At 37.9% G+C, this 13,148-nt stretch carries 15 protein-coding genes and 1 riboswitch; of the genes, 3 read left to right on the plus strand and 12 right to left on the minus strand.

The window, feature by feature from the left end; all coding sequences use genetic code 11:
- Positions 1-148: 148 nt before the first annotated feature.
- The 7 genes from MKY49_RS14910 to rpsU all read right to left on the minus strand — a co-directional run bounded on the left by MKY49_RS14910 (position 149) and on the right by rpsU (position 5,838).
- Positions 149-1,105: a PhoH family protein gene (locus MKY49_RS14910; protein WP_274793800.1), complete on the minus strand. Its 957-nt coding sequence runs from the start codon at positions 1,103-1,105 to the stop codon at positions 149-151.
- Between the two features lie 2 nt (positions 1,106-1,107).
- The gene (locus MKY49_RS14915) at positions 1,108-2,220 is read right to left on the minus strand and encodes a sporulation protein YqfD (RefSeq protein WP_341386591.1); all 1,113 of its coding nucleotides are present in this window, start codon (positions 2,218-2,220) and stop codon (positions 1,108-1,110) included.
- Positions 2,221-2,469 (minus strand): hypothetical protein, encoded by a 249-nt coding sequence (locus tag MKY49_RS14920; protein ID WP_341386592.1) that lies wholly within the window; start codon positions 2,467-2,469, stop codon positions 2,221-2,223.
- 54 nt (positions 2,470-2,523) lie between these two features.
- A complete protein-coding gene (locus tag MKY49_RS14925) occupies positions 2,524-2,997 on the minus strand; it encodes a hypothetical protein (RefSeq protein ID WP_274793803.1) in 474 nt (157 codons plus the stop codon).
- A 26-nt stretch (positions 2,998-3,023) separates the two neighbouring features.
- The gene (gene floA / locus MKY49_RS14930; protein ID WP_004227087.1) at positions 3,024-4,028 is read right to left on the minus strand and encodes a flotillin-like protein FloA; all 1,005 of its coding nucleotides are present in this window, start codon (positions 4,026-4,028) and stop codon (positions 3,024-3,026) included.
- Positions 4,029-4,031: 3 nt separating this feature from the next.
- Positions 4,032-5,360, minus strand: a complete 1,329-nt coding sequence (locus tag MKY49_RS14935; RefSeq protein ID WP_274793805.1) for an NfeD family protein — start codon at positions 5,358-5,360, stop codon at positions 4,032-4,034.
- A 304-nt stretch (positions 5,361-5,664) separates the two neighbouring features.
- Positions 5,665-5,838: a 30S ribosomal protein S21 gene (rpsU, locus tag MKY49_RS14940; RefSeq protein WP_004227078.1), complete on the minus strand. Its 174-nt coding sequence runs from the start codon at positions 5,836-5,838 to the stop codon at positions 5,665-5,667.
- Positions 5,839-6,091: 253 nt separating this feature from the next.
- Positions 6,092-6,231: riboswitch (cyclic di-AMP (ydaO/yuaA leader) on the plus strand.
- Positions 6,232-6,331: 100 nt separating this feature from the next.
- Between rpsU and MKY49_RS14945 the strand changes: the two genes are divergently transcribed.
- Together MKY49_RS14945 and MKY49_RS14950 are read left to right on the plus strand one after the other, a co-directional pair.
- Positions 6,332-7,669 carry a TrkH family potassium uptake protein gene (locus MKY49_RS14945; protein WP_274793806.1) on the plus strand — a complete coding sequence of 446 codons (1,338 nt, stop codon included), beginning with the start codon at positions 6,332-6,334 and terminating at the stop codon, positions 7,667-7,669.
- A 24-nt stretch (positions 7,670-7,693) separates the two neighbouring features.
- Positions 7,694-8,350 carry a potassium channel family protein gene (locus MKY49_RS14950; protein ID WP_274793807.1) on the plus strand — a complete coding sequence of 219 codons (657 nt, stop codon included), beginning with the start codon at positions 7,694-7,696 and terminating at the stop codon, positions 8,348-8,350.
- Between the two features lie 52 nt (positions 8,351-8,402).
- Here the strand turns inward: MKY49_RS14950 and MKY49_RS14955 are convergent, their stop codons facing one another.
- The 4 genes from MKY49_RS14955 to deoC form a co-directional block, all read right to left on the minus strand.
- Positions 8,403-8,972, minus strand: a complete 570-nt coding sequence (locus tag MKY49_RS14955) for a manganese catalase family protein (RefSeq protein ID WP_274793808.1) — start codon at positions 8,970-8,972, stop codon at positions 8,403-8,405.
- Positions 8,973-8,996: 24 nt separating this feature from the next.
- Positions 8,997-9,260, minus strand: a complete 264-nt coding sequence (locus MKY49_RS14960; RefSeq protein ID WP_016994107.1) for a spore coat protein CotJB — start codon at positions 9,258-9,260, stop codon at positions 8,997-8,999.
- The gene (locus MKY49_RS14965) at positions 9,257-9,481 is read right to left on the minus strand and encodes a spore coat associated protein CotJA (protein ID WP_274793809.1); all 225 of its coding nucleotides are present in this window, start codon (positions 9,479-9,481) and stop codon (positions 9,257-9,259) included. Before MKY49_RS14965 ends, MKY49_RS14960 begins: the two co-directional genes overlap by 4 nt.
- A 134-nt stretch (positions 9,482-9,615) precedes the next feature.
- Positions 9,616-10,287: a deoxyribose-phosphate aldolase gene (gene deoC, locus MKY49_RS14970; protein ID WP_274793810.1), complete on the minus strand. Its 672-nt coding sequence runs from the start codon at positions 10,285-10,287 to the stop codon at positions 9,616-9,618.
- 300 nt (positions 10,288-10,587) lie between these two features.
- Here deoC and mtaB point away from each other — a divergent pair, with 300 nt between their 5' ends.
- Complete coding sequence (gene mtaB / locus MKY49_RS14975; protein WP_322611591.1) at positions 10,588-11,937, plus strand: tRNA (N(6)-L-threonylcarbamoyladenosine(37)-C(2))-methylthiotransferase MtaB; 1,350 nt, start codon at positions 10,588-10,590, stop codon at positions 11,935-11,937.
- A gap of 316 nt (positions 11,938-12,253) precedes the next feature.
- Here the strand turns inward: mtaB and MKY49_RS14980 are convergent, their stop codons facing one another.
- Complete coding sequence (locus tag MKY49_RS14980) at positions 12,254-13,021, minus strand: CsxC family protein (protein ID WP_274793812.1); 768 nt, start codon at positions 13,019-13,021, stop codon at positions 12,254-12,256.
- Positions 13,022-13,148: the final 127 nt, after the last annotated feature.

Raw genomic sequence — 13,148 nt, forward strand, 5'->3', positions numbered from 1 at the left:
TTTTTTCCATATACTGATTGATTTTATGTTTACGACATTCGTCGACAACCCATTTCCCAGCGCACTTCGCTTTCGGGGCAGACTTCTTTAAAACTCGTTGCCCCTGGCGCTTCGCTTTCGGGGCAGACTTTAGAATTGCTTTGCAATTCTAAAGTTGCTGTTCTTCGTAGGCTTGGATGATTTTGGCTACGATTGGGTGACGTACGACATCGCCTTGTTCTAATACTTGGAAATGTATTGATTTGACATACTTTAATGTACGTTCAGCTACGATTAAACCAGATTCTGTATTTTTAGGTAAGTCAATTTGCGTTTTATCCCCTGTAATGACCATTTTAGAGCCAAACCCTAAACGTGTTAAAAACATTTTCATTTGTTGATGGGTTGTATTTTGTGCTTCATCTAAAATAACAAAGGCATCATCTAATGTACGACCACGCATATAGGCTAGAGGCGCGATTTCAATTGTTCCACGTTCAATTAGTCGTTGCGTCTGTTCTGCTCCGTAAATGTCGTTTAAAGCATCATAGAGAGGTCGTAGATATGGATCTACCTTTTCCTTTAAATCACCCGGCAGAAATCCTAAAGACTCTCCTGCTTCAACAGCAGGGCGAGTTAAAATAATACGCTTCACGTGTCCATTTTTAAGTGCCTGTGTTGCCATGACTACCGCTAAATACGTTTTCCCAGTACCGGCAGGACCAATACCAAAAACAACGTCTTTGTGACGGATTGCTTGTATGTATTCTCGTTGACCAATTGTTTTTGCACGAATCGACTTACCTTTCGTCGTACGGGCTATTTCTTCATCATATAGTTCAGCAAAATATTCGATTGTTCCTTTTTGTGTCATTTCAATAGCTGTTGTGACATCACGTTGATCAATATTAATTCCTTTGCGAATGACCTTCAATAAGGCATGCAGAAGAAATGTTGCCTGTTCCTTAGCATTTTCTTCACCCGCAAGTTGAATTTGTTCACCTCGTGTAATGATATGAACATTCAGTGCTTCTTCAACTAATTTCATATTTGCATCGGAAATACCGAGTAGCATAACCGCTTCATTTGGATTATCCACTTGTAATACAGTTAACTGTTCTGACATAATCATTCTCCTTGTAGGCCTTGTATTGGACTTGCAATGTTTTCATTGACTAAAAATAGAACTTTCCCTTCAACTGTACCATTCCCCCACTTTGCCTGTAAAAGGTTTTCTTTTTTGATAATCGTTTTTTCAGGCAACGAACGTAGCACCTTTTCATGCAATAGAGGGAGAAGTAATGTCTCTATTTTCGATTCATCAAGCTCAACTTGTACAGTTTTCGTCTGCTGTTCCTCTACAATTGAAACATAGGGGTCTAACCAATTCGGTAAATCCTTTTTTTGTACATAATCAACTTTTTCTTGATGTATCCCCTTCACCAATACTCGCCATTGCTTTTGTTGGACAGTTTCCATTGTAATTTTCGTCGGAATTTTAAAGGAGCACTCTAACCAATAATCTGCATAAACCTCTCCCTTCGCACCAACAAAAACCTGATCTGTACCACTTTCTATTACGCCACTTACGAGGACATCCCCCTCATAGGCTGTATCGTTTATTGAAATTTTTCGTTCACCATTCTTAATATTAAAGTGCGTAATGACTCCGCTCTTAGTCGCTACTAAATGAGAGGCTAATTTCTCATTTGTTTGCTCTGTTTGTTTCGGTGACTCCTGTGGTCTAAGTATGACCCTTCCACCATGTTTATCAATATGCACCCATGATAGCTCTCGGTGTTGTTCTAACAGTTTTTGACGTATGGTAGTATTAGAAGGTAACTGTTTTTTAGAGAGTGGTGTTTCTAGTTGAAAAGTATCTTGAAAGGTCTTGCCTAGCCGTTGCTCTAATTCTGGCGTCGCTGCTTCGATATCCACCCGCCAAATGACTTGTGCACATAGGATTGGAATGACAATCATCAAGGCTAAACCAAGCAAAGTCCAAAGCTGTGCACGTAAAACTTGTAGCTCATCTGCATAAAAAACAGCCATTTTTAAGCGAAAGCGTCTTCGAACGCGACGAATTTTCGGTAAATAATGCATCGTTGTTTCAAAGGAAACTTCTTGCTCACGAAAGACTACACGTTTTAACGGAATATGTTGAGCATGCAATGCTTGAATAAAAGGATGAACATTTTCATGCCTCTTTATACGTACAATGATTGGCCGATTATTCCACATTTAGCTCACACCCATATTCTTTGTCTTTTTCATATGAATCTCCTGTAGATTATTTACCGTGAGATGAAGCATTTCTTCCTTAAGAGCGTTAATAGTCACTGATTCTGCATTAACAGTGATATGATAATCTGCATAATTAAACGAGCAAGTCGTCGCATCTGCATGGATAAAACGGTAGGGTCCAATAATTTTTAATGATTCATATTCTAACAATTCAAGTAGTGGCGTTAATTGAAACAATTTTTTCATAAAAAATGCCTCCTTCTTCGGCAATATATGCAGCGAAAAAGGAGGACATGCTAGTTATTTTCGTTTTGCTTTTGGCGGACCTAATATTTCAGCCATCACGATTGCTTGCACGAGCTCATTTTTAGATTGAGGCAAACGAAAAGTTGCTGGTATTTCAACTGCTGTGTGTGCCTCTTTTTTCCCAGCAGCAAGACGTCCCCTATTTTCTCGATTAGAAGAACGACTAGGTACATCCGCTTGAATGACAGGCGGAGCAACATAGCTTGGAACTTCCTTCTTCTTCTGCGCTTCTACTTTAGGCTCTTCGGCTTTCTGATTTTCAGGAATCCATTCGCCTATAAAGTCCCGCGCAAAATCCTCAAAGCTTTGTGCTTTCCCTGTACGATGTGGCGTTTCCTCCGTTACTGGTGGCTCAACCATTGTGTCTTTATTAAAAGGAGGCATCTGTTTCTGAGGCTTTTTATTTTTTGATTTTCCGAAAATAGAGCTGACTATAGCAATTATGGCAAAGAGTATTAATTGTTCCATATGTTTAGTTCCGCTCCTTTCCGTTATTAAGCATTCGGTTCATTCGTTTCAGGTTTATCTGTGCTTACTTTTGAAATCGAGTCACGCATTGCAGTATCCGCTTGAATGTTACGATAGTTCATATAATCCATAATCCCCAGATTACCAGAACGTAATGCTTCAGCCATCGCTTGCGGTACTTCCGCCTCCGCTTCTACTACTTTCGCTTTCATCTCTTGAACACGCGCAATCATTTCCTGCTCATTGGCAACAGCCATCGCACGACGTTCCTCAGCTTTTGCTTGCGCAATGTTTTTATCCGCCTGTGCTTGTTCAATTTGTAATTCTGCACCAATGTTTTTACCGATATCTACGTCAGCAATATCAATGGATAAGATTTCAAAGGCTGTCCCTGAATCCAAACCTTTTGATAAAACGGTTTGTGAAATCATATCTGGATTTTCTAAAACTTCAGTATGATGGGTAGCCGAACCGATTGTCGAAACGATCCCTTCACCAACACGGGCAATAACTGTTTCCTCTCCAGCACCACCGACTAAACGCTCGATATTGGCACGTACTGTAATACGAGCTTTAGCTTTAACTTCAATCCCGTTCATTGCTACACCTGAAATAAATGGTGTTTCAATAACTTTTGGATTAACAGACATTTGAACTGCTTCTAATACATCTCGACCAGCTAAATCAATCGCAGCACAACGCTCAAACGAAAGTTCAATATTGGCACGATGAGCCGCAATTAACGCATTAACAACACGGTCTACATTACCACCTGCTAAATAGTGACTCTCAAGTTGATTGATTGTAACAGGTAAACCTGCTTTATGTGCTTTAATTAACGGATTGACAATTCGAGAAGGAATTACTCGACGTAAACGCATCCCAATTAATGTGAAAATACTAACACGAACACCTGCAGCCAGTGCAGAAATCCATAGTGCTACCGGTACAAAGGTAAAGAATACCGCGAGAACTATGAATAAAATAACCAATCCAGCAATTGGACCAATTAGAGCTAAATCAAATCCCATTTTCTATTCCTCCATCTCTTTATCTGTTCGTCTCACAACAATACGTGAGCCTTCAACTTTAATAATTTCTACATGTTGATTTACATCGATATAGCCACCTTCAGAAACAATATCAATGCGTTCATTACCAAGAACCATAGTACCTGCTGGACGAAGTGGCGTAAGCGTTTTCCCCACTTTACCTAGCAGTTCTGTGCGATTCACATTGGACACATACCCTTCCTCAGTCGTAGTTGCATCCATTAACACAAGCTTGTTTAAGACATGCAGTTTTTTCCCGAAAAATTTCATCAGAATCACCATTCCTATCATCGCTATCACCAACGCAATGAGAATTGCTATTATCATTTGCATCATATTTGCACCTGCCAGTATCAGACTTAGCACTATTAATACGCCACCTAAAATACCAACAATACCACCGGGGACAAAAAACTCTGCAACTACAAGCGCTAAACCAACAATAAATAACAATAATGTTTCATAACCCGCAAAGCCTGCAACCATATGTCCGAAGAAAAATAAACCAAGTGCTGATAACCCCATTATACCTGGAACGCCAAAGCCTGGCGAATAGAGCTCCATCACAAGTCCTAAACTTGCGATTGATAATAAAATCGGGACAATGATTGGATTTGTAATAAAACGAGCCAATTTTTCAGAAAAGGTCGGTTCGATTGAAACAACATCGCTACCATTCAGGTTGGTTACCTCTAATAGCTTTTGAAAATTTTTAACTGTTCCTTCAGAGTACTTGACCTTTAATGCTTCAGAGGCTGATAAAGTTAACAAGTTTTTCCCTTCCGCACGATATTCAGGCAGGTCATAATTAGAATCAGCCATTGCTAAAGCGTACTTTGGATCACGCCCAGATGTTTCTGCTGCTGCTTGCATTTGAGCAAGCCAGGCACTATTTGCCTTTAAATCTGCTGCATTCCCAGCTGAATCAATGACCGCTGCTGCACCGATTGTTCCATTTGGTACCATGTAGATTTCATCCGCATGTAATGCTAAAAAAGCACCTGCTGAATGGGCATCCTTATTAATAAAAGCAATCTTACGTATATCCGAGGCATCCATAAGCATGGCGATATCACTTGCTGCATTTACAAAGCCACCAGGCGTATGTATATCTAAGATAATGGCCTCGGCATTATTTTCTTCAGCCTCTTTAAAAGCTCGTTCTAAAAATGCGTGAAGTCCTCGCTCTACTTCATTATGAATAGGAACCTGGTAGACCTTACTGCTTGCAAAAGCCGAAGTTAATGGAAACGCTAACAAAAAAGTCATCCATATTACTAATAGATAGCTGAGGATTCTCCGTTTTCGCACCTTTTTCCCTCCCTTCTAACATGCTTCTCCTCTTATATACGGTCTATCATGCGAAAAGTTTCACAAATCTTAAAAGTTTATTAACTTCTTTAATTCTATTCCAAATACCAACACTTAGTATGTACAAAAAAGCCGAATGAATCAACTTGATTTCATTCGGCTTTTTCTTATGTACGTAAGAATGAGCAATGTAAAATACCTGAAATTAATCAACATTGTGATTAATCTCAGGTATAACTTTGTCTGCTCAGTGAATCATACAATTGCGTGTTATGAACGTAGGGATTTTTAATGGGAAATTAAATTACCACTTACGTTTACGTGCAGCTTCTGATTTCTTTTTACGTTTTACGCTAGGTTTTTCGTAGAACTCGCGCTTTCTAACTTCTTGAATTGTACCACTTTTTGATACAGTACGTTTGAAGCGGCGAAGAGCATCTTCAAGCGATTCGTTTTTGCGAACGACAGTTTTTGACATCTCTCTTTCCCTCCCTCCGAACACACGTCAATACACAATTAGGCAAATAACCTTCTGTTGTGTACTAAAAAATTATATCGTATTGTCTAATAATGGTCAATAGAAAGTGTGCGAAAATATCAAGTGAATTTTTGGTTTTATTTTTGCTCGAATTATTAATGAATATTTCGCTCACAATATAAAATAATTACATTTTCCTATTAATTAAGGGGTTTACAAAAAATAGAATATGGGCGTAGAATAATCACATTCAATTTCATATCGGCCAAATCTCAAACGTTGAGAACGGAGGACCCAATCTTTTGGGGTTAATTCTGCTATTGCAGAAGGGATGAGAATCTCTTTCGCCATCCTACCCGTCAGCTAACTTCGTCGGCTAAAGCGAAGGAGGTCATACAAGACCACCATTAAAAGCATGTTTTTCTATGCCTGTGCATGCTTTTTTAGTAGGTCTTTTTATTATGCCGTTTAATAAAAGATTAAGGAGAACACGATGAACAATTTTAAAAATACATTAAATCCTCCCAAAATTCTCGTACTTGGTTTTGCATTGATTATTGTGATAGGGACGTTTCTTTTAACGCTGCCTTTCTCCACTGAGGATGGGAACGGACTACCCTTTTTAGATGCATTATTCACCGCTACCTCTGCAACTTGTGTCACAGGGTTGATTGTTGTGGATACAGGAGATACATTTTCCATTTTTGGAGAATTGGTGATATTATCATTAATCCAAATCGGTGGCCTAGGATTTATGACATTTGCAACTTTATTATTTTTAATACTTGGAAAGAAAATTTCTTTAAAAGAAAGATTGTTGCTAAAAGAAGCATTCAATAATATTTCGATTGCTGGTCTTGTTAAATTAGTAAAAAGAATATTGCTCTTTACAGCGTTAATTGAAATAATCGGCGGCCTTATTTTAACTATTCGTTTTTCATTTGACATGCCGATAGGAAAAGCTTTTTATTTTGGATTTTTTCATGCCATTTCTAATTTCAACAACGCAGGATTTGATTTAATGGGTGGTTTTAACGGAATGACATCCTACGTAGATGACCCATTTGTTGTTTTGACAATTTGTGCGCTAATTACAATTGGTGGCTTAGGATTTATTGTCATGAATGAATTGTATGAATATCGAAAGACAAAAAGGCTCTCCGTCCATACAAAAATTGTCTTAGCGACTACACTTCTATTGACTGCTAGCGCAACCATTTTGATTTTTTTATTTGAATATAGCAATTCAAAAACAATCGGTCCATTATCTGAGTGGGGCAAAATATTAGGTTCTTTTTATCAAGCTGTAACACCAAGAACAGCTGGGTCCAATACTCTTGCAATTGGTGACTTAACCCATTCCACATTATTTTTAATCATTCTCTTAATGTTTATAGGAGCTGGGTCTGGTTCCACTGCTGGTGGTATTAAGATTACAACCTTCGCTGTATTAGTAGCTACCATGTGGTCACAAATCAGAGGGAAAGAAGATGTTGTTTTATTTAAACGTCGAATTGTCAACGAAACCATTTTAAAAGCGTTAACTGTCACAATGTGTGGCGCCATGATTGTTATAGTTGTGACAATTCTTCTTAGTATTATTGAACAACGGCATAGCTTCATGATGTATTTATTTGAGGCTACCTCTGCCTTTGCTACTGTTGGTCTTTCGATGGGACTAACGCCAGAACTAACACCAGGTGGTCGTGTTCTTATTATTTTGACAATGTTCGCTGGAAGACTTGGTCCATTAACTATAGCTTTCGCCATTACAAAACGACGAAAAAAAGAGGCTTTTCGACATCCAAAAGGAAATATTATGATTGGATAATCAAATTAGAGGAGTGTGTGATCTATGGCAATCAAACAATATGCCGTAATAGGCTTAGGAAGATTCGGAACAAGTGTCGCCCGACGATTACATGAAGCGGGACAAGAAATATTAGGAATTGATGTAAATGAAGAAAGAGTTGAGGATGCAGAACCTTATGTAACCCATGCAGTAGTAGCTGATACAACAGAAGAAAAAGCTTTAACATCCCTTGGTATAGGAAACTTCGATTGTGTCATTGTGGCAATCGGTAACGATATGCAGTCTAGTATTTTAACTGTGTCCTTATTAAAAGAGCTAGGAATCAAAAAGGTTATTGCAAAGGCACTTGGTAAAAGACATGGGCAAGTCTTAGATAAAGTTGGTGCTGATTGGATTATTTATCCTGAACGAGATATGGGAGAGCGCGTGGCAAATCAGCTACTATCCCCCAATATGCTGAATTATATCGAACTATCCAAGGAATACAGTATTGAAGAAATTATGATTCCCTCCAAAATGGCTGGGCATAATTTACGGGATTTAGATTTACGTGCAAAATATAACGTCAGTGTGATTGCGATTGTGCGTGAAGGTGAAATTATTATTTCTCCTTCTCCAGAGCAAATTATTGAAAAGGAAGATTTATTGGTGATGATCGGTCATCGAGAAGATCTTACTTTATTTTCCAACATTCAATAGCAAAGAAAAGGCTGTTTCAAGTTCACTTGAATACAGCCATCCATTTTTTGTCTTAGAAAATTTTCTTCTGATTTCTGTCATCTTTTAAAATTTCTACTGCCTCTCTAAAACGCTGGGAATGGACAACCTCACGTTCACGTAAAAACTTCAAGCTATCATTTAAATCCGTATCATCTGATAAATCGATAATCCATTGATATGTGGCACGCGCTTTTTCTTCAGCCGCAATATCCTCATACAAATCCGCAATAGGATCTCCCTTAGCCTGAATATAGGTTGCTGTAAATGGTACTCCTGAAGCATTCTGATAAAATAATGCTTTATCATGATTCACGTAATGATCCCCTAGACCCGCTTCCTTTAGCATTTCTGGCGTAGCGTCTTTTGTTAGCTTATAAATCATCGTAGCAATCATTTCTAAATGAGAAAATTCCTCAGTCGCTATATCGGTTAAGAGCCCTACCACTTTGTCTGGAATGGTATAGCGCTGGTTCATATAGCGAAGGGCCGCTGCCAGTTCCCCATCTGCTCCTCCATATTGCTCTATTAAAAACTTAGCAAGCATTGGATTACATGTACTAACTTTCACCGGATACTGGAGCTTTTTTTCGTAATACCACAAAGATTATTCCTCCTAGTCTTTAGATTAGACTTGCCATGGCCATGGTGTATCAATCCAGTTAAAAGGATAATTCGAATAACTTCTCCCAAAATTCATGAGCGGTCCATATTTTTGTTCAAAATCAATTTTGAGCTTCATACTTTTCTCAGTATTTTCATTAAATTGCTGAATGGCATCATAATCGTGTGGATGGGTGTCTAAATAGAGGTTTAATTCAACGATGACGAAATCAATTGCCTGAATTTCTTCTAATTGTTTATAAAATTCTGGTGGCATCTTTTTAGTCATGCTTCATCCCTCCTTTTTAGGGGAATTGGGTATGGGCTAAATAATTGGGGCCATAGTGTTCCAGCCATTAAAGCTTCCCTTGGGGTTTGGAATTGTGGTAGTCCGGGTGGTTGAAAACCCATATATAGTTGTGGTGGCGTTGAATAATACTTTACTTCTATGGGCTTACAGGGATCAAAGGGGCTAATATAAGGCTTCCAATACTTATACTGTGTAAACATGGCATCCTCCTTCCTGATTCACATTCATCAGTGGAGTATATGTGAAGAAAAAAATATTATTCTAATTGCACACAAAGAAGCCACAAGCTCCTACAATAAATTGTATTAGCTTGTGGCCAATCCATATACAAATTTTAATAGTTAGAATCAGCAATTAAACCGTTCATAATGGCCACACCAGAGCTTGCCCCAATACGTGTTGCACCAGCTTCCACCATTTTTTTCATGTCTTCTAAGCTACGAACACCACCTGAAGCTTTAACGCCCAGCTCAGGACCTACTGTTTTACGCATAAGCGCAATATCTTCTGCTGTTGCGCCACCAGTAGAGAAACCTGTAGATGTTTTCACATAGTCAGCACCCGCAGCTACCGCTAGTTCACATGCTTTCACTTTTTCTTCATCTGTTAATAAACAAGTTTCAATAATCACTTTTACAAGTGCATGACCTTTTGCTGCTTCCACTACTGCCGCAATATCAGCTTGTACCAGTTCGTAGTTCTTATCCTTTAATGCGCCGATATTAATAACCATATCTACTTCTTTTGCACCGTTTGCAATTGCATCTTTTACTTCAAATGCTTTAACAGCTGGTGTATTAGCACCTAATGGGAAACCAATAACGGTACAAACTAAAACGTCTGAACCTTGTAATAGCTCGCTGCTGTGTTTAACCCACGTTGGATTTACACAAACAGAAGCAAAATTAAATTGTTTAGCCTCTGCACATAATGTTTCAATTTGTTCTTTTGTTGCCTCAGCCTTTAATAATGTATGATCAATCATACGCGCAAAATTTTGTTCCATTGTTAAACGCTCCTTCACTAAGCAAGATGTACGTACCTCTTCGAATCATATCATTTTTTCACGTTGGCGTCTAATTTCTTTCTATATAATAAAAGCTGAAATGTAAACTTTTAAGAACACAGAAGTTATCAGATGACTATATTGAAGCAAATCACTTAATTATTTCACAAAAAAATCTTATATGTACTGATTTCATAAGGTTTATGTTATCATAAATCACGTATCTAAAATATGTACACCAAAAAACTATTTAAATGTTGCAAACACAAGGTAATGTGAATTGAAAGGATGATATATATTATGAGTAACGAGCGATCAAAAATCGTGAGTTTCCATACTCTAGGTTGTAAAGTAAATCATTACGAAACAGAGGCAATTTGGCAGCTGTTTAAAGAAGAAGGCTATGATCGTACAGAATTTGATCAACAAGCAGACGTTTACGTCATTAATACATGTACAGTTACGAATACTGGAGATAAAAAATCTCGTCAGGTTATTCGTCGAGCAATCCGCCAAAATCCGGATGCAGTTATTTGTGTAACAGGATGCTATGCTCAAACATCCCCTGCAGAAATTATGGCTATCCCTGGTGTCGATATCGTTGTCGGAACACAAGATCGTACGAAATTACTTGGTTATATTGAACAATATCGTGCGGAACGTCAACCGATTAATGCTGTACGTAATATTATGAAAAACCGTGTATACGAAGAATTGGATGTACCTGCATTTACAGACCGTACACGTGCTTCATTAAAAATCCAAGAAGGCTGTAACAATTTCTGTACATTTTGTATTATTCCTTGGGCGCGCGGCTTAATGCGTTCTCGTGACCCACAAGAAGTATTACATCAAGCACAGCAATTAGTTGACGCTGGTTATCTTGAAATTGTCTTAACCGGTATTCATACAGGTGGCTATGGACAAGATTTAAAAGATTATAATCTTGCTCAATTACTACGTGATTTAGAAGCTAATGTGAAAGGCTTAAAGCGTCTTCGTATTTCATCTATTGAGGCTAGTCAATTAACGGATGAAGTAATTGAAGTACTACGTGAATCAAAGATTGTCGTGAATCATTTACATATTCCGATTCAATCTGGTTCTGATACAGTATTAAAACGTATGCGCCGTAAATATACAATGGAATTCTTTGGTGAGCGCTTAACAAAATTACATGAGGCTCTACCTGATTTAGCTGTTACTTCAGATGTAATCGTTGGGTTCCCTGGCGAGACAGAAGAAGAGTTTATGGACACATATAACTTTATCCGTGATCATAAATTCTCTGAGCTACACGTTTTCCCATTCTCTCCTCGTACAGGAACTCCAGCTGCACGTATGGAAGATCAAATTGATGAAGACATTAAAAATGAACGTGTCCATCGACTCATCGCTTTAAACGATCAACTAGCAAAAGAGTATGCTTCTCGTTTTGAAGATCAAGTGCTAGAAGTTATTCCTGAAGAATTTGTGCATGATGGCAGTGAAGAAGAAGGCCTTCTAACAGGCTATACAGACAACTACTTAAAAGTAGTTTTTGAGGGTCCAGAAAATCTAATCGGACAACTTGTAAAAGTAAAAATTACACAAGCAGGCTACCCTCACTCAAAAGGACAATTTGTACGTGTTTTAGAAACAGTTAATTAATATTGAAAAAAAGGGGTTGCCAATTTTTATAGGCACCCTTTTTTCATTGAATGGATATCATTCTATTGCTATTCATTCAAATATCATTAAGGACAAATCATATTGTACATTAATTGCTTCGAAAGATTACCAAAAGTAAACATCGATTCATATATCCTCAAATTCAATTTTATACTCTATTATTAGTCCAACTAAATACACTTTTATTGATCTATCCTACAATCAGAAAATTAGTAGTACAAACAAATATCTGTTTGTACTACTAGCTTTGTTAGTATATTATAAGTCGTTCTGCTTTCCTCTAATCTAGCAATGATCAAGGACTAGGAGGAGGTGTAAGTCCTAAGAGAACTGGCGTTATTACACTGCTGCCAGCACCAAGACGAATTTGCTGAACTTGCAATACTTTTACAGTAAGTTCTAAGACAATTTTTTCACGTAATGTGCTGAATGTTCCTTCAGGAGCTGCCATAATTGGTGAAAAATCAAGTTCGAAGAAGTTTGCTGCTACTAATTCACCAAATGGTTGTTCATTGTATTTAACGAGATTTTGGAAGAATGCCTTATCTAATCGTGCATCCATTTGCGTTCTTTCATTAAGGAAGTTCGCTTCCGCAAACTCGGAAATGCCTAGGATTGGTGTAGCTCCACCAGGTGCTTGTGGGAAAATAAGGTCTGTAAAACCTGAAAACGGTACGTCTGCAATTCTGTCTCGAAGTGCTCCATTACATGCTGATGAAGCATATTCAATATTTTTCCGAATATGTCCTGCTACAAATAATTTAGCTCTTGTTACTCTAAAGAAATCAGTGCCAGCAATACGAGCAAAGCTAACTGGTACTAGTTTTACTTGATTTAAGAAGACATTCTTTTTCACTCGTTTGATTTCTGTTGCAGCAGGGCTAAGTGTAATATCCGACTCAACAACAATTTGCAATGTTGGTTCTGCCAGTACAACTGGAACTTTAATAGTTGGTGTTGTAACTGGTGTAGTGACTACGGGTGTAATCTCATTCGTTAATGGAATTTGTTCAGTTGATGTTACAGGACAAGGTTGAAATTGACTTTCTAATTGATCGCTCAAAAAATTTCCCTCATTTCATTTTTTTAGTTTTAGAGAGCTCTCCTATCGCTAGAATATGTAGCAATTAAATCTATACATAGACGTATATATTAGTTTTTCATTCATTTTATTTGAGTTGAGCGATAAA

It is taken from the genome of Lysinibacillus sp. FSL M8-0134, from assembly GCF_038069745.1.
Lineage (GTDB): Bacteria > Bacillota > Bacilli > Bacillales_A > Planococcaceae > Lysinibacillus > Lysinibacillus irui.

Coding starts and splice junctions, on each gene's coding strand:
- MKY49_RS14925 (WP_274793803.1), bottom strand. CDS start 2,997: ATGGAACAATTAATACTCTTTGCCATAATTGCTATAGTCAGCTCTATT.
- floA (WP_004227087.1), bottom strand. CDS start 4,028: ATGGGATTTGATTTAGCTCTAATTGGTCCAATTGCTGGATTGGTTATT.
- rpsU (WP_004227078.1), bottom strand. CDS start 5,838: ATGTCAAAAACTGTCGTTCGCAAAAACGAATCGCTTGAAGATGCTCTT.
- deoC (WP_274793810.1), bottom strand. CDS start 10,287: ATGGAACAAAATTTTGCGCGTATGATTGATCATACATTATTAAAGGCT.
- MKY49_RS14915 (WP_341386591.1), bottom strand. CDS start 2,220: ATGTGGAATAATCGGCCAATCATTGTACGTATAAAGAGGCATGAAAAT.
- MKY49_RS14910 (WP_274793800.1), bottom strand. CDS start 1,105: ATGTCAGAACAGTTAACTGTATTACAAGTGGATAATCCAAATGAAGCG.
- MKY49_RS14960 (WP_016994107.1), bottom strand. CDS start 9,260: ATGACTAAAAAGATGCCACCAGAATTTTATAAACAATTAGAAGAAATT.
- MKY49_RS14950 (WP_274793807.1), top strand. CDS start 7,694: ATGGCAATCAAACAATATGCCGTAATAGGCTTAGGAAGATTCGGAACA.
- MKY49_RS14945 (WP_274793806.1), top strand. CDS start 6,332: ATGAACAATTTTAAAAATACATTAAATCCTCCCAAAATTCTCGTACTT.
- mtaB (WP_322611591.1), top strand. CDS start 10,588: ATGAGTAACGAGCGATCAAAAATCGTGAGTTTCCATACTCTAGGTTGT.
- MKY49_RS14965 (WP_274793809.1), bottom strand. CDS start 9,481: ATGTTTACACAGTATAAGTATTGGAAGCCTTATATTAGCCCCTTTGAT.
- MKY49_RS14920 (WP_341386592.1), bottom strand. CDS start 2,469: ATGAAAAAATTGTTTCAATTAACGCCACTACTTGAATTGTTAGAATAT.